The following is a 20,965-nucleotide window of genomic DNA, read 5'->3' on the forward strand; positions in this document are numbered from 1 at the left end:
TCTCCCATGTCAGGGCTGTCCCGTTCGGCGCCGCTTTCGCGCGTCGTCAGTCCTCGTGCGCCTCATCTGGCGGCGCGCGCTGCCGCCTGTGCCGCTTGTGCCGTATATGCCGCAGCCTGCGCGCTCGGTGTCGTGGTGCTGGCGGGGTGCTCGCTCGTGCCGGCCTATCAGCGGCCAGGCGTGCCGCTCGCGCAGCGCTTCGACGGCGCGGCGAGTGCATCGCTCGCCGATACGGTTCCAGTCAGGAGCGGCTGGTGGCGCGAATATCACGACCCCGCGCTCGATGCGCTGGTCGATCGCAGCCTGCGCAACAACTTCACGCTGGCGTCCGCGATTGCGAGTGTCGAACAGGCGCGCGGCAACGCCGAGAAAGCCGGCGCGCCGCAGTATCCGTCGCTTTCGCTCGGCGCCACCTTCGACCGCAGCCACCAGGGCCGTGGCTCGACCACCAAAACCCAGAGCCTGTTTGCCGAAGCCAGTTACGAGGTCGACTTCTGGGGCTTCAACGCCGCCAATGCCGGCGCGGCGGACCTGCTCGCTCGCGCGTCGGAGTTCGATCGCGATACGGTGGCGTTGACGCTGACCGCATCGGTGGCGGATACGTACTTTCAGGTGCAAAGCTTGCGTCGGCGTCTCGCGATCGCGCGCTCCATCTCCGACGATGCCGCGCACATTCTGCAATTGCTGCTCGCGCAACAGGAGGCGGGCGTCGCGACCGAGTTGCAGGTGCAACAGCAGCGCAATGCCCTCGCTACGTTCCAGGCGGCGGTGCCGGCGTTGCAACAGCAACTGGACACCAACGTCCATGCGCTCGCCGTGCTGGTGGGCACGGCGCCCGAGCAGTTCACGGTCGACGACACCGCGCTCGCCGGCATCGCCATTCCGCAACCGCGTCCGAATCTGCCGGCCAGCCTGCTGGAAACGCGCCCCGATATCCGCTCGAAGGAAGCGCAGTTGCAGTCGGCCAATGAAAGCGTCGGCGCGGCCCGCGCGGCCTTTCTGCCGAATATCGTGCTGACAGCCGACGGCGGCCTTAGCAGCAGGTCGCTTTCGCATTTCCTGTCGAGTCCGTTTGCCAGCCTTGCCACTTCGCTGGCGGCGCCGCTGTTCGACGGCGGCGCGCTGCATGGTCAGTTGCACGCAAGCCAGGCCGCCGAAGCAAAGGGCGTTGCCGATTACCGGCAGACGGTGGTGACGGCGCTGCAGGACGTCGAGGATTCGCTCTCGGCGGCGCAACAGCAGCAGCTCGCGGAAGCCGCCGACCAGACCGCCGCCGATGCCGCCCGTAAAGCCGCCACGCTCGCGCAAGCGCAGTACAAGCTCGGCACTGTCGACTTCCTGACCGTACTCGACGCCCAACGCACGCTTTATCAAGCCGAAGACACGCTGGTGCAGGCGCGGCTCGCGCGCCTGCAAGCGTCCGTGAGTCTGTTTCGCGCGTTCGGCGGCGGCTTCGGCGTGGCCGATAGCAGCACTGCTTCCACTTCTACGCATTTGCCCTCATGAAATCTGCTGATTTTCCGAACCACGAGGCGCCCCGCGGGCGCCGTCGCGCGCCGCTCGTGGCGGCGTGCGTTGTCCTTGCCGTGATTCTTGGCGCGTGGTTATGGCCGAGGCATCCGGCCGTAAAGCCTGTGGCTGCGGTGCCGGTCAACGCCGGCCATCCGGTGGGCCGCGACTTTCCGATTCGCGTGGCCGCGGTGGGTACGGTCCTGGCGCTCAATACCGTGGACGTCAAGGTACGTGTGGACGGCCAGTTGCAGCGCGTGGCCTTCACAGAAGGACAGGATGTGAAGGCAGGGCAGTTGCTCGCACAACTTGATCAGGGCCCGCTCACCGCGCAATTGCATCAAGCGGAAGCGGCGCAACGCAAGGACCAGGCTTCGCTCGATAACGCGCGGCTCGATCTCGCGCGCTACTCGAAGCTGGTTGGCATCGGCGCCGCGACCACGCAGGCCGTGGACACCGCGAAAGCGCAAGTCGAGGCACTCGCCGCCACGGTCGCCGCGGACGCCGCGCTAGTGCAAAGCGACCGGCTGCAACTCAGCTTCACCACGCTGAGTGCGCCGTTCACCGGCCGCGTCGGCGCGCGCGAGGCCGACATCGGCGCGATCGTGCATCCCACCGACACGACCGGCATCGTCACCGTTACGCAAATGGAGCCGATTACCGTGCTGTTCTCCGTGCCGCAAGACGTGCTGCCCGACCTGCTCGCGAATCAGGCGGCCGCGCCTTTGGCCGTGAACGTCACCACGCGTTCCGGCAGCGCGGCGCTCGCTGACGGCACACTCGTGTTCATCGACAGCACGGTCGATCCGACCACCGGCCAGATCAAACTCAAGGCCTCGTTCACCAACAAGGACCGCAAGCTGTGGCCAGGCGAGCTGGTGAATGCGCGCGTGCTGTTGCGCACCGATACGCAACGGCTCGCCGTGCCGAGCCGCGCGGTGGTGAATACGCAGAATGGTACGCAGCTTTATGTGATCGACGCGAATGGCGTGGCGCAGATGCGTTCGGTGCAAACCGGTGTGACGGTCGACGGTATGACGGAAATTCGCAGCGGCGTCGCGCCCGCCGACCTCGTTGTATTCGATGGGCAAAGCCGTCTGAACCCAGGTGTGCGTGCCGCGGCGACCATGGTGCCGACGGTGGCCCAGGCACCGGCCAACGCAAACACGGCGGGCAACCCGGCTAACCAGGACAATCCGTCATGAGCCTGATGGAACGGTTCATCGAGCGGCGCATTGCGACCAGTTTCCTTGCCATTGCGGTGCTGCTGGCCGGCATGGTGGCGTATTTTCTGCTGCCGGTCGCGCCCCTGCCGCAAGTCGACTTTCCGACCATCCAGGTCGTGGCGAAGTTGCCGGGCGCGAGTGCCGAGACCATGGCGACGTCGGTCGCGACGCCGCTCGAGCGGCAACTTTCGTTGATTGCGGGCATCACGCAGATGACCTCGTCGAGCTCGCTGGGCACCACCAACATCGCCGTGCAGTTCGATCTGTCGCGCGATATCAACGGCGCGGCACAGGACGTGCAGACAGCGATCAACGCGGCCGGCGGCACCCTGCCGAAGAATCTGCCGAACCCGCCGACCTATGAAAAGGTCAACCCGGCCGACTTTACCCTGCTGTCACTGGCACTGACGTCGCCATCGCTCACGCTCACGCAACTCGACAGCTACGCCGAAGACTATCTGGCGCAACAGATCTCACAGATGCCCGGCGTGGGTCTCGTCGATTTCCACGGCCAGCAGCGGCCTGCCGTGCGTATTCAGCTCGATCCCGACAAGCTCACCGCGCGCGGCCTCACGCTGGAAGATGTGCGCTCGATCGTCGGCGTTCAGACCGTGAACGCGCCGAAGGGCAGTTTGAACGGTCCGGACCGCTCGGTGATTTTCAATGCCACCGATCAGATCACGAGCGCCTCCGAGTATCGCGATCTGGTGGTCGCGTACAAGAACGGCGCGCCGATTCGCCTGTCCGATCTCGGCACCGTTCTGAACGCCGCCGAAGATAACCAGCAGGCCGCGTGGCTTCAGCACGAACGCGCGATCATTCTCGATATTCACAAGCAGCCCGGTTATAACGTCGTACAGACGATCGCCAACATCAAGGCGAAGCTGCCCGCGCTGGAAGCGACGCTGCCGGCCGCCGCGCATCTGCATGTCGTGGGCGATCGTACGCAGACCATCAATGCGTCGGTGCACGACGTGCAGTTCACGCTGATGCTGACGGTCGCGCTCGTCGTGATGGTCATCTTCTCGTTTCTGCGCAACGTGTGGGCGACGATCATTCCGAGCCTGACGATTCCCTTGTCGTTGGTGGCCACATTCGGTGTGATGTATCTGCTCGGCTATAGCCTCGACAATCTGTCGCTGATGGGGCTGACCATTGCGGTGGGCTTCGTGGTGGACGATGCGATCGTTGTGATCGAAAACGTGATGCGGCATGTCGAGGAAGGTGTGCCGCGCATGAAAGCCGCGCTGCTTGGCGCGATGGAAGTGCGCTTCACTATTGTCTCGATGACGATCTCGCTGATTGCGGTGTTCATTCCGATCCTGTTGATGGGGGGCATTGTCGGCCGCCTGTTCCGCGAATTCGCGGTGACGGTGAGCGCGGCGATCCTGATGTCGGCACTGGTCTCGCTGACTGTCACGCCGATGCTATGCGGCTGGCTGATCCGCCTGCCTGAGCCGGATGACGCAGGGCGCATGCGCAAGCTCGAAGCATGGCTCGAAAGAGGTTTCGTCGCGGTGGAGCGGCGTTACGAGCGCGGGCTCGATTGGGTGTTGAATCGGCCGAAGCTGATGCTTGGCGTGACGATTGCGACGATCGTCGCGACGCTCGCGTTGTTCGTCGTGATCCCGAAGGGCTTCTTCCCGCAGGAAGACTCCGGTTTGATCATGGGTGTCGCGCAGGCCTCGCCGGATATTTCCCCACCGGCGATGTCTTTGAAAATGCAGCAACTGGGCCATATCATCGAAGCCGATCCCGCAGTCGATAACGTCTACTACTGGATGGGCGCGAATCCGACCGTGAGCCAGGGGCGCGTGATGATCAACCTGAAGGCGTTCGGCGAACGCAAGGATAGCGCTGCGCAGGTGCTCAATCGTCTGAAGCCGCAGTTAGCGAAGGTGATGGGTATTTCGCTGTCGATGCAGGTTCGCCAGGATATTCAGGTTGGCGGCCGTATCAGCGCCGCGCAGTATCAGTACACGCTGCAAGACCCCGATATCGGCGAATTGAATCATTGGGCCGGCGTGTTGACGGACAAGCTGTCGAAGTTGCCGCAACTCGCGGACGTCACCTCCGACCAGCAAGCTGCCGCTACCAGCGCGACGCTCGTGATCGATCGCAGTACGGCTTCGCGCTTCGGCATCACCGCACAAGCTATCGACGACACGCTCTACGACGCGTTCGGCCAACGGCAGATCGCAACGCTGTTCACGCAGTTGAATCAGTACCACGTCGTCGAGGAAGTCGATCCGGGCTTCCAGTTGACCACCGACGCGCTCGCGCACCTCTACGTGCGTTCGCCGCTGACGAATGAACTGGTGCCGCTCAACACGCTCGCAAAGATCGAAAACAATGTGTCGCCGATTTCAGTGAATCACCAGGGGTTGTTCCCGGCTGTGACGATCTCGTTCAACCTGGCGCCGGGGCAATCGCTCGGCAATGCCGTGACGGCAATTCATCAGGCTGAAATCGCAGCAGGCAAACCCGACAGTTTGACGGGGTCGTTCCAGGGCACGGCGCAGGCATTCCAGGCCTCGCTTTCCAGCGAACCGTATCTGATCGCGGCGGCGCTCGTCGTGGTGTATCTGATTCTCGGCATCCTGTACGAAAGCGCGATTCATCCGCTCACCATCATTTCGACGCTGCCCTCTGCGGGAGTCGGGGCATTGCTTGCATTGATGCTGTGCGGCCAGGATCTCTCCATCATGGGGATGATCGGCATCATCCTGCTGATCGGCATCGTGAAGAAAAACGCCATCATGATGATCGATTTCGCGCTCGTGGCCGAGCGTGAACAAGGGTTATCGCCGCGCGAAGCGATCCGTCAGGCGTGCATACTGCGCTTCCGGCCGATCATGATGACGACGCTCGCCGCGTTGTTCGGCGCACTGCCGCTCGCGCTTGGGTCCGGTGCGGGCGCGGAATTGCGTGTTCCGCTCGGCATCGCGATTGTCGGCGGCCTGATCGTTTCGCAGATGCTGACGCTCTTTACGACGCCGGTGGTGCACCTGTGGTTCGACCGTCTGTCGCATTGGCTGGCGAAACGGAATGCGCAAGACAATATGCTCGAGCGTGAATCGATAGGTTGAGCGTTGGCGGCAGCGTAACTGCGGGTGCTTAACGGCCGTCGCGCTCATCATGTTCAGCGTGTCATGCTCAACGTGTCATCTCGGCATGCATTCCGATACTGCGGGACCGTCGCCGATCCGGCGCGACGGTCCACTCCTTCAAGCTTGATCTCCCCGGGGGCCTCAGCCCACCTTGGCTGCGGCCTCCTTGGCGAGCAGGCGTTGCGCCTGCTGATCGCCCTTTCCTGCTTCCTGCGCAGTTTGAACCGACGTCTCGGTCGCTTCCGCCATCAAAGCGCGCGCGGCGTTGCTGATGTTGACCGTATACGACGACGTGGACGTACTCGTGCCCGACCCCGTAGCCGGCGAAGCGCTTGTGCTCGATGCCGGCGCCGTCGACGCTGAACTCGAAGTCGACGCAGACGCCGTGGACGAAGGTGCTGTCTGGACGCTGCTTTGTCCGATTGCCTGAATGGCCATCCCAATCTCCCATAGAAAAAACGTGTGTACTGCGCTCTGTCTATCGGCCTCGATTCGGAGTGCTTGAGCAGTATATTTTTTGATTTTTTCGAAGTCCTTAAGCCTCTCTTAAGGAGCGCTCAAGGCGTCTCTTGTTCACGCATTTCCCTGCTGCGATCCGGTGGTCTCATCGGCATCTTTCGTAAGGTTTTCATAAGGATCGCAATTGCACTATTCGCTGCATTGAGCGAGCGCCAGCGCGTCTGCTCGCAACGTCGAATCAAATGCCTATTCATGGGAGAACCAGCTTGTCAGAGACCTCGACTTATCGTGTTGCCGGGATGAGCAACAAAGTGCCCGAGGCAACACTTGTCTTCTGGGCGATCAAGATCATGGCGACCACCGTCGGCGAAACCGGCGCGGATTATCTGGCCGTGCACGTGGGGCTCGGCACCGCGCTCACCGGCGGCATGATGCTTACCTTGCTGATCGCGGCATTGGCTGTGCAGCTTCGCATGCGCAAGTACGTGCCGTGGATTTACTGGCTGACGGTGGTACTGGTCAGCGTAGTCGGCACGCAGATTACGGATGCGTTGACCGACAAGCTCGGCATCAGTCTTTATGTCAGCACGATCGTGTTCGCCCTCGCGCTGGTTGCGGTGTTCGCGCTCTGGTATCGCAGCGAGCGCACGCTGTCGATTCACACCATCTACACGACGCGACGGGAGCTTTTCTACTGGGCGGCAGTGTTGTTCACCTTCGCGCTGGGCACCGCGGCCGGCGATCTCGCGACAGAAGCGCTGGGGCTCGGCTTCATGATCGGTGTCGTGATATTCGGCGCATTGATCGTATTGGTGAGCGCTGTCTACTACGCCGGTGGGAACCCCGTGCTGACTTTCTGGCTTGCCTACATTCTGACGCGGCCCTTGGGCGCCTCGTTTGGCGATCTGCTTTCGCAGTCGCGTGCGTACGGCGGGATCGGTCTCGGCACGATCAATACGAGCGTGCTATTCCTCAGCGTAATCGTCGTGCTGGTCATCTTCGCGAGCGCGGTCGAGCAGCGATCTCTGCGTGCTACCGCGGCACGTGAACCATAAGCGCGACGCGTTCGAACAGTTGTTGTATATGCAGTCTTTTTTCAATCGCATATCGGATCAAACGGAAGAGAACAATCATGACTCAACGCACCCTCAGCAAAGCCGTTATCGCTTCTTTCATCGCTATTTCCGCTATCAGCTTCGGGCATCGCGAGGCGGGCAGCATAGGGTTTCCGTCGGCCGAGGCGGCGGAACCAGTCAAGGCGTCGAAGCTTGGCGACCTGTCGCCGTTCCGCAAGATCGCGGCCGATACCGCGGCATTGGTCGGCAAAGGCGACCTCGCGGGCGGGAAGGCGCGCATCAAAGATCTGGAACTCGCATGGGATGACGCCGAGCCTTCTTTGAAGCCTCGCGCCGCAGCGGACTGGCACACCGTCGACAAAGCGATCGACCGCTCGCTGAGCGCGTTGCGCGCCGGCACGCCGAATGCAGCGGAATGCAAGCAGTCGCTGGCCGATCTCCTCGCGGTCATGGATCGGATGAACGGCAAGGGCTGACGTGCCGTCAGGCGCGAGCAATCACAGAAGCGATCCGATCGGGAACGGGCCGCTTCTTAATCGATACGGTATGCGAATCAATGATCGCTGCTGGTTCAGCAGGTTGAAAGCTCAGGATCGCACAGAGGCAGGCGCTCATTCACCTGGTCCAGAACGCCCGTTCTTTTCCACGCCATATACCGGAGATAGCAAGTCTGTTGCGGCGGGAACGTTGCCGGCAGCCTGTGCCATTTTTCTTTCGTTTGCATCACCCAGAGTATCGCGTTGAGGATCTCGCGATCGCTGCGACGAGGTCGCCCGCGGCCTGATGAGACCACAGGAAAGAGGCCTTGGACGCGGGCCCAATCGGCATCGGTAAGAGGAATCTGAAGCATCGGCCGCCTTGAATGACTGTGTGGGAGATGCGCAGTCGTTGCATGCTGCGTTCGTGCCGATACTAGTAAATCTTTTTTTCTCGGTCAAATTTTATTGCTGCAATGCGACAGCTTAATTTTCTGCTTGTTGTATAGCGATTTTATTCGTAATGCATGTCGCAGTTTATCAGTGCGCAGGGAGTGACGTGTGGTAATCAATTCACTGTGCGGCGCACCGTAACGCCGATGCGGAACGCTACGTAACATTCGCGATTAATACACCTGTATGAGGATAGGAATTGCGCCTCGACAGATTGGGTCGCATCACCGCAGACCATTGCCCTGCGGGGTTCTTCAGTCATGGGCGCCGTTACGTTGCGCCACGAACATGTCACTTGGCATGACATGTGCATGCGTTAGCCAGGTTAAAAAATTTGCGCCTACGTCATGTTAACGCTCGATTATGAAAAGCCTGTCTCGCTCGCAACTACGTTCGGCGCGCGTATCGCGTGTGCGGAACAGACTGATTGGGTCGACTCGTGCGACGATCCTATGGCGCTGAGCGAACTCGAAAGCCGCGTCAGCGAGGGTTTGCGCGCGGGCGAATTTCATCTCGTGTTTCAAGGGGCTTATCGCGCGGCAAGCGGAGCGCTGGCGCGCCTCGAAGCGCAGGTCCGATGGACGCATCCCGACTACGGGCTGCTGCTTCCCGGCATTTTCATGATGCCGCTCGAGCACCCGCAGGTCGCGCTGGAGATGGCCTTGTTCGTCGTCGACGGCGTATGTCGTGAACTGCGTGACAGTCTCGCTTCGAAGAGAACGTTGCTGCCGGTGGCGATTACGGTGCCGGCGCAGGTCGCCGTGCTCGAATCGTTTGCCGACGATCTGATACGCATTGCGCGCTCGTATCGCGTGCCGGTCAACCTGCTTGAAATCGAAGTGCCCGAGAGCGTCGACGCGGCACGTCTCCTGTCTTTGCGTACCTTGACTGCGGGCCTCCGGTTGGCGGGCGCGGGCATTTCGCTCGGCAAGTGGGGTAACGGCGCGTCCTCGCTCGCGCAGCTCGGCGTGCTCGATGTGGACACTGTCACGATGGCGCCTGAACTGATGGCCGCGGTCCCGCGTGATCTTCGTGCCTGTGTGGTGATGTCGGCGCTACTGGATCTGCTCCATGCGCTTGACGTGCAGGTCGTGGTGAACGGTGTCGAGACCAAAGCACAGTTGCAATGGCTGCGCTCATGGCCGGAAGCGTTGGCGCAAGGCTTCGTGTTTTCACGCCCGAAGGCCGGGTTGGCCAGCGTGCTCCCACTACGTAGCGAACCATGACGAGCCGTGCAAGACGTTACGTAACGTCTTGCACGCAATGCTGTCGACGCGGGCATCCACTGCTCGCCGAAAATTATGCGTTTACGTCTCGAAAGCTATTGGCGACTTCCATTGGCAACCGATTGTCGACGGTAAAAAAATCCAATTGTAATGACTGCGTTCATTAATGAATGTTGCATTGCAAAATATGCTTTCAATTGCATTGACGAATAAACGCCTTATTGAAACATACGTGCGATTCGGGCGAATAGCCCATTCTTCGCAATCCATTCTGCATAGGCGCGATATTCGGGATCGTTCATCAGATGCCGTTCCTCGGTTTTGGCGCGCATGAAATACAGCAGGTTCACGGCCGCGAGTGCGGCACAGTGCGTGATCGCCGTCCGCCAGCCCAACGGTTCGATGAACGGAACCGCGACCATCCAGAACGACAGATTCTTCGTGATATAGGCGGGATGTTTGGTGAAGCGGTAGGGACCCGAGGTGATGATGCCGCGATTGGTCAGGTTCGAAAACCGCAGGCCGAACGAGATCGTGGAGAGTGCGTAACACAGCAGCAGCGCGATGATCGCCGTGCCCCAGATCACTCTGATGATCGGGAACGAAATGAGCCAGTTGTCCCAGAACATCGAACCTTCGTAATGAATGTACTGGTTCGAGATCAGCGACCAGAACGGCTGATAACAGATCACTGCGACCAGCCAGCCGAGCGTGGTCGGCTCGGCGCTGCGCACGTGACTGTCGAGTATGCGCAGCGTGCACAGGTAGCCGACCGTGCCGAACATCAGATCCATCGCAAACGACAGGTCGTACATGAACCTGAACGTCGCAAGAGAAAAGGGCTCGTTCAGCGCGGTGTTCAGTGAGGCCGTGAGATGGTCCGCATTGGTCGAGAGATAAACGATCATCAGCGGAAGGAAGAACGCCTTCACCATCCAGCCGGCCAGCATTTCCCGCACAGGGCGCCAATTCGCGGGACGCTCGCCGCGAAACAGCAGACGTGCCCACAGCAGATACGCGTCGCCGACTTCGCGCTGGTGCCGGTCCATCCACATAAAGTAGAACGGCGCCGCGACGATCACATAGGGCGCGAGCGTGTCGATCAGCAACCAGAAGGGGTTGTAGAACGCGCCGTGATACTCGGGCAATAACCAGTAGAGCAGACCGATGCCGGCATACACGGATGCCAGTGCGGCGAGACGTAAAGCGACGCGCGCGACGCTCAGCGGTCGCACCGCGCTGCTGGCGAGACCGGCGCTCGGGCGCAGATAGACGCGCGCGACGAATAGCTCGTAGATCGCGATGGTCCCGATGATCGCGAGACTGGACGCGATGCCGCGGTCCGCGCCGTCCAGCGCTGTACTGTTGCGCAGCAGCCAGAGCGTGAGAAGACCGGCGGTGATGCCGAGCAGGCCGACCGAAAACGGTGTCGCCGAACGCGGGCGCATATCGTGTGCGTGCGCAACGGTATCGAAGGTGGAGTTCATGTCATCCTCGTATTCATGACATTGAAGGCGGCCGGGCTGTTGATTTTTTTGGCCCGGCCGCTGTACCGGCGTAGTGCTGATTCATCCGCCTTATTTGCTGCTGCCCACTCCGCCAAGCAGACCGCCGACAAGATTCGTCACCGGCGTCAGCAGATTCGTACCGGCCGAACCGCTGCCGCTGCTGGCCGTACCGCCGGTCAGGCCGCTCACGAGACCCGTGACCGGTGCGAGCGGCGAGGTCTTGCCGGTCCCGCCGCCGACAGTCGAGGTCACCGTGCTGAGGAGACCCGTGACCGGTGCGAGTGGTGAGCTTTGACCCGATGCGCCGCCGAGCGTCGAAGTCAGCGTGCTGACGAGGCCGGTGACCGGCGCCAGCGGACCGCCGGTGCCGGTGGTGCCACCCGTGCCGCCGAGCGAACCCAGGTTGCCGAGCAGTCCGGTGATCGGTGCGAGCGGGTTGCCGCTGCTGCCGCCTGTGCCTCCGAGCGAGCCGAGATTGCCGAGCAGTCCGGTAAGCGGCGGAATGGAGATGGGACCGGTGCCCGTGCCCGTGCCGCCGAGACCGCCGAGCAGGCCCGTGATCGGCGCGAGCGGATTGGTGGTCGCGCCGGTCAACAGTCCGCCGGTGCTGGTGACGGTCTTGCCCAACTGACTGACCACTCCGCCGACGTCCTTGCCCACCTGATCGCCGGTTGCGCCCGATACTTTCAGGCCGGCCGCGTTGAGTCCGTTGCCAATCGTGCTGAGCAGGCCGTTGAGCGGCGCGCCCAGACCCGTGACGTTGCCGACTGTCTGAGTCGTGTTCGAGACGGTGGTGGTGATCGGATTGATCGCCGTGCTGAGTTGCGTCTCGAGTTGCTGGACCGGCCCGCTGGTGAGGACCTTGTTCAATCCCGAGCCCACCGCGACGACGCCGCTGCCCACGCCACCGACGACCGTGCCCAATGTCGTCGTCACAGGGGCGAGCGGTGCGAGCGGTCCGCTGCCGAGGCTGGTTACCACACCGCCGACTGCCTTGACGGCGGCGCCGGCATCGGAGACGACGCCCGATGTGGAAGTCAGGGTCGGGCCAAGCGGATTGGTCGAGCTGCCCAGCGTGCCGAGGCCGGCGGCGGTGCCGTTGCCTAGCACCTTGACGCCGTTGCCGAGGTCGGTGATGGCGTTGCCCAGATTGGTGGTGGTGGCGCTGTTGACGCCCGGCACCGATGTGCCGCTGACCTTGCTGCCCGTATCCGCGACGGTTGTTCCGATGGCGGTGATGAGGTTGCCGCCTTGAGTGACGACAGTGCCGATCGGGGTGGAGGAGGTGCCTGAAGTACCCGAAGTGCCTGAAGTACCCGAGGTGCCTGAAGTACCCGAGGTACCGGAAGTGCCCGAGGTACCGGAAGTGCCCGAGGTACCTGAAGTGCCCGAGGTACCTGAAGTGCCCGAGGTACCGGAAGTGCCCGAAGTGCCGGAAGTGCCCGAAGTACCCGAAGTACCCGAAGTACCCGAAGTACCCGAAGTACCCGAAGTACCCGAAGTACCCGAAGTACCAGAGGTGCCGGAAGTGCCCGAGGTACCCGAAGTGCCCGAAGTACCCGAAGTGCCCGAAGTACCCGAAGTACCCGAAGTACCCGAAGTACCCGAAGTACCCGAAGTACCCGAAGTACCCGAAGTACCCGAAGTACCCGAAGTACCCGAAGTACCGGAGGTGCCCGAGGTGCCGGAAGTACCCGAGGTGCCCGAGGTGCCGGAAGTGCCCGAAGTGCCGGAGGTGCCGGAGGTGCCCGAAGTGCCCGAAGTGCCCGAAGTGCCCGAGGTACCCGAAGTACCCGAAGTACCCGAACTACCACCAGAAGTCCCCGAAGTCCCTATGGCCCCGGAAGTCCCGCCGAGCCCGCCCCCGCCGAGCCCACTACCGGGGGTATTGAGACTGGAGCCGCAGCCGTAAAGCGCGAGTAACGTAGATGTCGCGACAGCGATGGCTGTCCGACCGGCGAAGTTTTGCATGATGTCCCCGTTGAATGGCCGTTGATGGGGGCAACGCTGCAAGTTATGCGCCAAATGCGAGTTATATCGTCATATCAATATTTAAGCGCATATATGTTTAAACAAACTAATAAATAGAGAACTTATAGCGTAAAAAACACGATTCTGCCCAAGGCGGCCAGGCCGTGTTCCGCGCGCGCGTTACGTAACGCGTCCTGTGGCTGTAACGGCGTGAGGCCGCTGCTGAACACCGCAGCGCCCCCGCACTCACTTGCGATCCAGGCGCTGATTAAAACGCTGCGGTATAGATCGCCAACGCGTCGGCTTCAGTAACAGGCCGGGGGTTATTCACCAGAAGCCGCGTTTGCAACATCGCATCGCTCGCCATCCGCTCGAGCCCGCTGCGTTCGATGCCGACATCGCGCAAGCGGGCCGGAATGGCGGTCGCGGCAATCATCTGTTCGAGCCGTTCGATCAACGCCAGCGTCCGGCTTTCAGCGCTGCCCGTGATGCCCGGCACGATCACCTCCGCGAGCTCTGCATACAGATGCGCCGCGGCCTCGGCATTGAATCTCAACACGTGTGGCAGCACGAGCGCATTCGAAAGGCCGTGCGGGACGTGATAAATGCCGCCGATCGGATAGGCGAGCGCATGCACCGCGGCCACCGGCGAATTGGCGAACGCCTGGCCCGCGAACGCCGCGCCGAGCAACATCGCTTCGCGTGCCGCGCGATTCTGACCGTTCTCGCACGCGGGCAACAGATTGCGCGACAGCAGTTCGAGCGCCTTCACCGCCAGCATGTCGGAGACCGGGTTCTTCAAATGCGCCGACGTGTAGGCCTCGATCGCGTGAACCATTGCGTCGACGCCGGTTGCCGCCGTTGCGGCAGCAGGCAGCCCGAGCGTGAGTTCCGCGTCGAGAATGGCCAGATCGGCGACCAGCTGCGGCGCGACCACGCCCATCTTCTTCGCCTCGCCCACCGTCACGATCGACACGGCCGTGACCTCGGAGCCGGTGCCCGCGGTGGTGGGCATCTGCACGAGCGGCAGGCGCGATACCGTGACCTTGTTCACGCCGTACATCTCGCTGAGTGCCTGCTCCTGTTGCGGAGCGAGTACCGCGATCAGCTTCGCCACGTCCATCGACGAACCGCCGCCGAGTCCCAGCACGATCTCCGCGCCGGCCTCGCGTGCCCACGACGTTGCTTCGAGCACGATGTGCTCGGGCGGATCGGCGATCACGTCGTCGATCACGGTGGCGGTCCAGCCGTGCGCGGCGAGATCGGCGAGCGCGGGATTCAACAGTCCGCTCTTGTGAAGAAAACCATCCGTTACCACGCACAGCCGCGTGAGCGACGGAAATTGCGCGCGCAACAACGCGCCGAGACGGCGCGCGGCGCCGAACTCGACAACCATGGTCGGCACGGTTTGAAACCGGAATGCGTTCATCATGCAGCGTCTCCAGGCAGCATATGGCTCGTGACTTCGCCGGTCGGTCGGGCAGCGGAATGATCGTGCCGAAGCCAGGGCTTTGAAGCAGACGAATCCCGGGGCGACCATTGGCGGCAAAGCCTTGGCGGTCTTGCGCGAGCGGATGCGAAAGCATCGGCGCAGACATCTGTTGTACCAGATTCGCATCCGATCCGGCTCGCTTTGCTCTAGTGGCTTTGACGTGGCACAGCCAGCTCGAGCGATTTGTCACGAACGCGCTCGCTGACCGCATGGCGTTGACCGCTTGGCATCCGAACGTCGGAAGACATCGAGAGGGCGGCGAACGCCGGCTCGTGAACACCTCTAGCTGACACTGCTTCCCCACGGAAACCACGATTCATCAGTCGAAACTATCGGAAATGTAAGCTTATTCCAAATCTTGATTGAGAATGATTCGCGTTTACGTTAGATTGGCGCTCTTCCTTCAGAAATACGGAGCGAATCTATGGCTGAGGTGCTCATCCGGCGGGAGCCTTCAACAGCGATACCGATGTCTGTTCTCAGCGCCGGCGTCGCCTGTCCTCCGGTTCCGCGGCGGGCGCGCACCGATTCCCGTTCTGTCGATTGGGAAAAGAGCACGCTGCTCGACGTGCTGATCGACAACCGGCCGATGCTTGTGAATCTGGCGCGCGGCTTCGTGGGTTGCGCGAGTCTTGCGGAAGACGTGGTGCACGACGTCTTTATCAAACTGGTCGATTTCCCGGATCAGGACGCCGTGCGGCAACCCGTTGCCTACGTGACCCGCATGGTGCGCAATGCGTCGATCGACGCATTCCGCCGCCAGAGCCTCGAAAACACCTATCACGCCGACGAAGACGACGGCCTGCACGTGCCTTCGCCAGAGCCTTCGCCCGAAGCGGCGCTGCTCGTGCGCGACACGCTGCGGCATGTCTATAACGCGCTCGACCAATTGCCGCCGCGCAGCCGCGCGGCGTTCGAGATGGTGCGCTTGCGCGAGGAAACGCTGCAAAGCACGGCACGCGCGCTCGATGTTTCGCAAACACTCGTGCATTTCATGGTGCGCGACGCCGAGAAGCATTGCGTCGACTGCCTCGATGCCTGCAATCGTGGCGTGGCCGGTCCTGCGTTCTGCAGCGGCCGTGCCCGCCGACGGTAAAAAAGCGCGCGCACCAAACGTCAATTGAGTAGAGGCGGTGTGTGAGCGAGATGCCCGCGCCGCTGTTCCGGGTTAGTCCTTCGGCAGTCTGCTGAGGCATCCTGACCATTCATCGACTGAGCCATTCATCATGACGCAAGCACAGCAAACCCCTTCCGCCGCAGCAGGCGAAGCGGACGATCTCGCCTATACGGTTGTCATCAACGACGAAGAGCAGTACTCGATCTGGCCGACCTTCCGCGCCGTGCCGGCCGGCTGGCGCGAAGTGGGCGTGAGCGGTCCGAAGGCCGCCTGCCTCGCGCATATCGAGTCTGTGTGGACCGACATGCGTCCGGCCAGCTTGCGCCGTCACATGGACGAGGCCGCCTCGAAGGCGAGCGCAGCGTAATCGGGCCGGCCTGGATAAGCCCCAGGCCGCGTCGCTTCTGCAAGAGGAATTCGCATGACCATGCTTTCGATGCCATTGCCCACGCTCGCCGATTTATCGATCGAGCCGGGTCTGCCGACTGTCGTCTCGCCGCGTTCGGGCGCGGAGATTTCACTGGAAGAGGCCGCGCCGCTGCTGCATGCGATCGTTGACGATACGCTCGAAAAGGCCGGCGGCGTGCTGTTCACCGGCTTTCGCGTGGACTCGATCGACGCTTTCCAACGCTTTGCCGGTTCGTTCGGGCATCCGCTGATCGGTTATGAATTTGCCTCGACGCCGCGCAGCCAGGTGGAAGGCGCGGTGTACACGTCGACGGAATATCCGCCGCATCGTTCGATTCCTTTGCATAACGAGCAGTCGTACACACGCGAGTGGCCGCTGCGTATCTGGTTCCACTGTGCGCTCGCCGCGCGCGCCGGCGGCGCGACACCGATTGCCGACAGCCGCGCGATCTATCGTGCACTCGACCCGTTGCTCGTCGAGCGCTTTGCGAAGCGCGAACTGCTGTACATCCGCAACTTCGGGCAAGGGCTCGATCTGCCTTGGGAACAAGCCTTCGGTTCGGACGACCCCGCTGTGGTCGAGCGGATTTGCCGCACGCGCGGCATTGATTGCGAATGGCGCGACAGTGGCGACGGCGAACTGCTGCTGCGCACGCGCGAGCGCTGTCAGGCGGTGGCGCGTCATCCGCGAACCGGCGAGATGGTCTGGTTCAATCAGGCCAATCTGTTCCATCTCTCGTCGCTCGATGAAGACATGCAGGAAGCGTTGATCGATTCGGTCGGCCTTGAAAACGTGCCGCGCAACGTCTATTACGGCGACGGCGAGCCGCTCGAAGCGGATGCGCTCGCGGAAATCCGCGGCGTGCTCGATCAGCAGCGCATTGTGTTTCCATGGCTCACGGGCGACGTGCTGATGCTCGACAACATGTTGACGGCACACGCGCGCGATCCGTTCGAAGGGCCGCGTAAAGTCGTCGTCGCGATGGCGCAGAGTTATAGCGAAGGGCAAGGTAAGGGCGCATTCGCAATGAAATCCGCAAGCGCGGATAAAGATGCTGGCGACCAGCGGACGGCCGCGCAATGACGAAAACGCAGGGCGCAGCACTCGCGGCGCAATCGCTGACGGTCGGCTACCGCGATCACGTCGTGCTCCACGGCCTGAACCTGACGATCGCGGCAGGCCGCGTCACCGCTTTATGCGGACCGAACGGCTGCGGGAAAAGCACGTTGCTGCGCACGCTCGCCGGTTTGCAGCCGGCGCTCTCCGGCAGTGTCGAAGTCGACGGCAAGCCGCTCGCTTCATACCGGCGACGCGCCTTGGCACGCACGCTGACAATGCTCGCGCAATTCAACCAGATCCCGTCGGGCCTTACCGTACGCGAGCTGGTTGCGTACGGCCGCTATGCGTACGGCGGCTGGCTGCGCGGTCTTTCGCGCGCGGACCATGCGGCTATCGACGAAGCGCTCGTCACCAGCGGACTCGCTGACGACGCCGCGCGCGACGTCGCCGCGCTCTCCGGCGGCGAACGCCAGCGCGCATGGATCGCGATGGCGCTCGCGCAGCAGGCGCCGATCGTGTTGCTCGACGAGCCGACCACTTATCTCGACATCCATCATCAGTTGGACATTCTGCGCGAATTGCGGCGGTTGAATCGCGAACGCGGCCTGACGATCGTGTGGGTGCTGCATGACCTGAACCAGGCGGCCGCCTACAGCGACGAAATCGTGTTGATGCGCGCGGGCCGCATCGTGGCTCACGGTTCGCCCGATGCGATGCTCGACCCGCGTCATCTGAACGAAACCTTCAGCGTGCCGATGCTCAAGCTCGCGCATCCGCAGACGGGCGCGCCGATGTGCGTGCCGGCTTACGAGGGTGACGCCATGGAACTGGCCGGCATTGGGTTCAACAACGAGGCCTTGAGCGACGCCGTATCCACGAGCAAGGACCTCGCCGCATGACGACGCTTGCAGCGCGCAAACGCATGCGCCGTCATGAACCTGCAATCGATGGCTGGCGCGCGCCGGTGAAAAGCCGCGCCGGGATGATCGGCGGCGCGCTCGTCGCGTTGATCGTGGTGGTGGCGGCAATGCGCCTCGCGCCCGGCTTTCGCACGTGGCTCGCCGCGCCCGCGGGCAGCGATGCCGCGCAACTCGCCGGCATTCTGCTGTTCGACCTGAGCGCGCCACGCATCCTGGCGGCGTTGGTCGCCGGCGGCTGCCTTGCTGTCGCCGGCACGTTGTTCCAGTCATTGACACGGAATCCACTAGCTTCGCCGGACCTGCTCGGCATCACCGGTGGCGCCCAACTCGGCCTGGTCGCAGCGATGCTGGTGCCGTCGCTGGCGGGCGTGGCGTCGGTGCCGCTGCTGTTCGTTTGCGGCCTTGCCGCCGCCGCGTGCGTGGCCGCAGCGGCAGGCGGCTGGCGCGCGACACCGTTGCGGCTCGTGCTCGCCGGCAGCGTGTGCATGCTGCTGTTTTCCGCGCTTACTACGCTGATTCTCGCGTTTTTCGAGCAAAGCATTGTCGGCGTGTCGCTGTGGGCGAGCGGCAGTCTTTATCAACCGGGCGCGGCCGGTTTGAAGATCGCGGCCGCCTGGCTCGTGCTGCCGCTCATCGCGTTGCCTTTCGTGATCCGTCCGCTTGACCCGCTTGCACTCGGCGACGACGCTGCCGCTGCGGCCGGTGTGCGCGTCGACGCGACGCGGCTCGCGGCGATGGTGGTAGCTGTCGGTTTCGCGAGCGTTGCGGTGAGCGTGGCCGGACCGCTGTCGTATGTCGGTTTGATTGCACCGAATCTGTTGCGGCAGGCACGCAGTGCGAAGGCTTCGCGTCTGGCTGTGCTTGTGCCATTGTCCGCTCTGGTGGGCGGCGCGCTCGTGCTGTTCACCGATAGCGCGGTACAGGCGCTCAATCTCGATGCCACGCTCTCGACCGGTGTAGCGATCGCCTTCGTCGGCACGCCGCTGATGCTCGCGATGATTCGCAGCGGCGCGGCGTGGTCGGGCGCGTTGCATGCCGGACAGGATCGTCCCGCCGTGCGCGCCGGAACGCGCTTCGTACGGATCCTCGACGCGTGGCCCTGGCCGCTGACGACAGCGTTATTACTGATGTTTGGCATCCTGATCGTCTGCGCGGGTGCATCGTTTGGTCCGACCACGATCGGCGTGCATCGCTGGCTCGCTGTGTTCGATCAGCGTGACGAACTCGCGCGCATGCTACTCGATTTGCGTCTGCCGCGGCTGATCTGTGCATTGCTGGCAGGTGCCTTGCTGGCGGCAAGTGGGGTGCTGATGCAGAGCATCGTGCGCAATCCGCTTGCCGGGCCGGAAGTGCTGGGCGTGACGCAAGGCGCGGGCCTCGCCACGCTCGCGGCGCTCGTCGCGTGGCCGCTCGCCACACATTCGACGCTGGCTGTGGCCTCGCTCGCCGGCGGCGGTATAACGCTGGCGCTTACGCTATTGCTCAATCGACGGCATCGCTATGCGCCGTTGGCCGTCGCGCTGACCGGTATCGTGATCGGCACACTATGGACCACGCTATCGCAATGGCTCATCACGCAGCAAAGCGTGCAGCCCGCGCGTTTTGTCGTGTGGCTGGTCGGCGGGACGTATGGGCGTAGTTGGGGCGAGGTGACGACGTTGTTGCCGTGGTGCGTGCTGGCGGTTCCTGTGTTCGCGCTGCTCGCGCGGCCGCTCGATCTGCTCGCCTTAGGCGACGACCAGGCGGCGGCACTCGGTTTGCCGATTGGCGTGCTGCGTCCGCTGGTGCTGACCGTGGCGACGTTGGCCGCGTGCGCCGCAGTGGCCGCGGTTGGGCCAGTCGGCTTTATCGGTTTGATGGCGCCGCATCTTGCATCGATGCTGGGGGCGCGTGCGCATCGCACGCGTCTGTGGCTCGCCGCCGCATGTGGTGCGCTGGTGTTGGTGATCGCCGATATCGCGGCGCGTACGCTGTTGGCGCCGCGCGAAATTCCCGCGGGTGTGCTGACAGCGTTGATCGGCGCGCCTTATCTGCTCGCGTTGCTGATCGTGGAGGCTCGGCGCGAGAAGCGGGGCAAACGGTGAGGCAGCAGGAGTATGCGTCGGCCATCACACCGAAGGACGATTGCCGCGCGCAGTGCCTCGCGAAATATGCGCCGGACTCGATCGCGCACTATCTGGAGCATGTGTGGCTCGGCACGCCTGACGCGAGCGACGAACCCACGTTGGTGGAAGACGAAACCGGTCGGCCAGTCGTTATCGCCATAGCGGAATTAGCACGCTATCGCACCGGTTTACTCGATGCCATGGTCGAGCTCTACGGCGGCGAGCGCGAAACGCACGCACGTGCGTTGCTCTCGCAATGGAGCAAGTACTACTTCGGTTTCGCGGCATCCGCCGGTTTTGTGGCGGCGGCGATGTTGGGCCGTCCGCTCGACTTGTCGCCGGAAAAGACTCGCGTTGTGCTGCGAGGCGGCCTGCCTGTCGCGCTCTATTTCGCTCAGGACGCGTTGCAAGCGCCTGCAACCGATCCGGCCGCCCGCTACGCGCCGCTCGTCGAGCATCTGGATACCGTGATCGGGACCCTCAGTGCGATGACAAAAATTGCGCCGCGCGTGTTGTGGAGCAACGCCGGCAATCTGCTCGATTACCTGTTCGAACAATGCACGCCCCAGTTCGATTTAGCCGACGATGCCGCGTGGCTTTTCGGCCCGCTTGCCATCGATGGCGAGGCCAATCCGCTGCGCATGCCGGTGCGCCTCGCTACACCGCGCGCCACGAACTTGCCGAACCCATTTAGCGCACGACGTGTGTGCTGCGTACGTTATGAAATTCCTGGAGAGACGCAACTGTGTGGACGCTGCCCCTTGCTGTTGACGATGAACGACGCGGAAATCGCTTTGCAGGGCGCCTCGAATTGACGAATCGCGCGAGGAAAACGCAACGGCTCAAGCG

The 20,965-nt window shown here is 62.8% G+C and carries 17 protein-coding genes; 13 read left to right on the forward strand and 4 right to left on the reverse strand.

Annotation, left to right across the window (positions count from 1 at the left end):
• Positions 1-6: 6 nt before the first annotated feature.
• The 6 genes from ACOSV0_RS24560 (at position 7) to ACOSV0_RS24585 (ending at position 7,856) form a co-directional block, all read left to right on the forward strand.
• Entirely contained in the window at positions 7-1,506 is a 1,500-nt protein-coding gene (locus tag ACOSV0_RS24560; RefSeq protein ID WP_434114512.1) for an efflux transporter outer membrane subunit, read from the forward strand.
• Positions 1,503-2,714, forward strand: coding sequence for an efflux RND transporter periplasmic adaptor subunit (locus ACOSV0_RS24565; protein ID WP_434114514.1), 1,212 nt, complete (start codon positions 1,503-1,505; stop codon positions 2,712-2,714). The genes ACOSV0_RS24560 and ACOSV0_RS24565 overlap by 4 nt, the downstream gene beginning before the upstream one ends.
• Positions 2,711-5,824: an efflux RND transporter permease subunit gene (locus tag ACOSV0_RS24570; RefSeq protein ID WP_434114515.1), complete on the forward strand. Its 3,114-nt coding sequence runs from the start codon at positions 2,711-2,713 to the stop codon at positions 5,822-5,824. Before ACOSV0_RS24565 ends, ACOSV0_RS24570 begins: the two co-directional genes overlap by 4 nt.
• A gap of 292 nt (positions 5,825-6,116) precedes the next feature.
• Positions 6,117-6,275 carry a hypothetical protein gene (locus ACOSV0_RS24575; RefSeq protein ID WP_434114516.1) on the forward strand — a complete coding sequence of 53 codons (159 nt, stop codon included), beginning with the start codon at positions 6,117-6,119 and terminating at the stop codon, positions 6,273-6,275.
• Positions 6,276-6,603: 328 nt separating this feature from the next.
• A complete protein-coding gene (locus ACOSV0_RS24580) occupies positions 6,604-7,359 on the forward strand; it encodes a COG4705 family protein (protein ID WP_434116115.1) in 756 nt (251 codons plus the stop codon).
• Positions 7,360-7,436: 77 nt separating this feature from the next.
• On the forward strand, positions 7,437-7,856 hold the full coding sequence (locus ACOSV0_RS24585; RefSeq protein ID WP_434114517.1) for a histidine kinase: 420 nt from the start codon (positions 7,437-7,439) through the stop codon (positions 7,854-7,856).
• A 95-nt stretch (positions 7,857-7,951) separates the two neighbouring features.
• Here ACOSV0_RS24585 and ACOSV0_RS24590 read toward each other — a convergent pair whose 3' ends face one another.
• Positions 7,952-8,230 carry a transposase gene (locus ACOSV0_RS24590; RefSeq protein WP_434114518.1) on the reverse strand — a complete coding sequence of 93 codons (279 nt, stop codon included), beginning with the start codon at positions 8,228-8,230 and terminating at the stop codon, positions 7,952-7,954.
• Between the two features lie 426 nt (positions 8,231-8,656).
• On the opposite strand from ACOSV0_RS24590, the gene ACOSV0_RS24595 reads away from it, so the two are divergent.
• A complete protein-coding gene (locus ACOSV0_RS24595) occupies positions 8,657-9,535 on the forward strand; it encodes an EAL domain-containing protein (RefSeq protein ID WP_434114520.1) in 879 nt (292 codons plus the stop codon).
• Positions 9,536-9,753: 218 nt separating this feature from the next.
• Here the strand turns inward: ACOSV0_RS24595 and ACOSV0_RS24600 are convergent, their stop codons facing one another.
• The 3 genes from ACOSV0_RS24600 to ACOSV0_RS24610 form a co-directional block, all read right to left on the reverse strand.
• A complete protein-coding gene (locus ACOSV0_RS24600; protein ID WP_434114521.1) occupies positions 9,754-11,022 on the reverse strand; it encodes an isoprenylcysteine carboxylmethyltransferase family protein in 1,269 nt (422 codons plus the stop codon).
• A gap of 90 nt (positions 11,023-11,112) precedes the next feature.
• Entirely contained in the window at positions 11,113-12,879 is a 1,767-nt protein-coding gene (locus tag ACOSV0_RS24605) for a collagen-like triple helix repeat-containing protein (protein ID WP_434116116.1), read from the reverse strand.
• A gap of 403 nt (positions 12,880-13,282) precedes the next feature.
• On the reverse strand, positions 13,283-14,443 hold the full coding sequence (locus ACOSV0_RS24610; protein WP_434116118.1) for an iron-containing alcohol dehydrogenase: 1,161 nt from the start codon (positions 14,441-14,443) through the stop codon (positions 13,283-13,285).
• A gap of 487 nt (positions 14,444-14,930) precedes the next feature.
• On the opposite strand from ACOSV0_RS24610, the gene ACOSV0_RS24615 reads away from it, so the two are divergent.
• The 6 genes from ACOSV0_RS24615 to fhuF all read left to right on the forward strand — a co-directional run bounded on the left by ACOSV0_RS24615 (position 14,931) and on the right by fhuF (position 20,931).
• Positions 14,931-15,602, forward strand: a complete 672-nt coding sequence (locus ACOSV0_RS24615; protein WP_434114523.1) for an RNA polymerase factor sigma-70 — start codon at positions 14,931-14,933, stop codon at positions 15,600-15,602.
• Positions 15,603-15,732: 130 nt separating this feature from the next.
• The gene (locus tag ACOSV0_RS24620) at positions 15,733-15,990 is read left to right on the forward strand and encodes an MbtH family protein (RefSeq protein ID WP_408519920.1); all 258 of its coding nucleotides are present in this window, start codon (positions 15,733-15,735) and stop codon (positions 15,988-15,990) included.
• A gap of 54 nt (positions 15,991-16,044) precedes the next feature.
• Positions 16,045-17,115 (forward strand): TauD/TfdA family dioxygenase, encoded by a 1,071-nt coding sequence (locus ACOSV0_RS24625; protein WP_434114525.1) that lies wholly within the window; start codon positions 16,045-16,047, stop codon positions 17,113-17,115.
• On the forward strand, positions 17,112-17,990 hold the full coding sequence (locus ACOSV0_RS24630; protein WP_434114527.1) for an ABC transporter ATP-binding protein: 879 nt from the start codon (positions 17,112-17,114) through the stop codon (positions 17,988-17,990). The genes ACOSV0_RS24625 and ACOSV0_RS24630 overlap by 4 nt, the downstream gene beginning before the upstream one ends.
• Positions 17,987-20,095: a Fe(3+)-hydroxamate ABC transporter permease FhuB gene (gene fhuB, locus ACOSV0_RS24635; RefSeq protein ID WP_434114529.1), complete on the forward strand. Its 2,109-nt coding sequence runs from the start codon at positions 17,987-17,989 to the stop codon at positions 20,093-20,095. Before ACOSV0_RS24630 ends, fhuB begins: the two co-directional genes overlap by 4 nt.
• Positions 20,092-20,931: a siderophore-iron reductase FhuF gene (fhuF, locus tag ACOSV0_RS24640; protein WP_434114530.1), complete on the forward strand. Its 840-nt coding sequence runs from the start codon at positions 20,092-20,094 to the stop codon at positions 20,929-20,931. The genes fhuB and fhuF overlap by 4 nt, the downstream gene beginning before the upstream one ends.
• The last annotated feature ends 34 nt before the right edge of the window (positions 20,932-20,965 follow it).

The sequence above is a fragment of the Paraburkholderia caffeinilytica genome, from assembly GCF_051027425.1.
GTDB classification, from domain to species: domain Bacteria; phylum Pseudomonadota; class Gammaproteobacteria; order Burkholderiales; family Burkholderiaceae; genus Paraburkholderia; species Paraburkholderia caffeinilytica_A.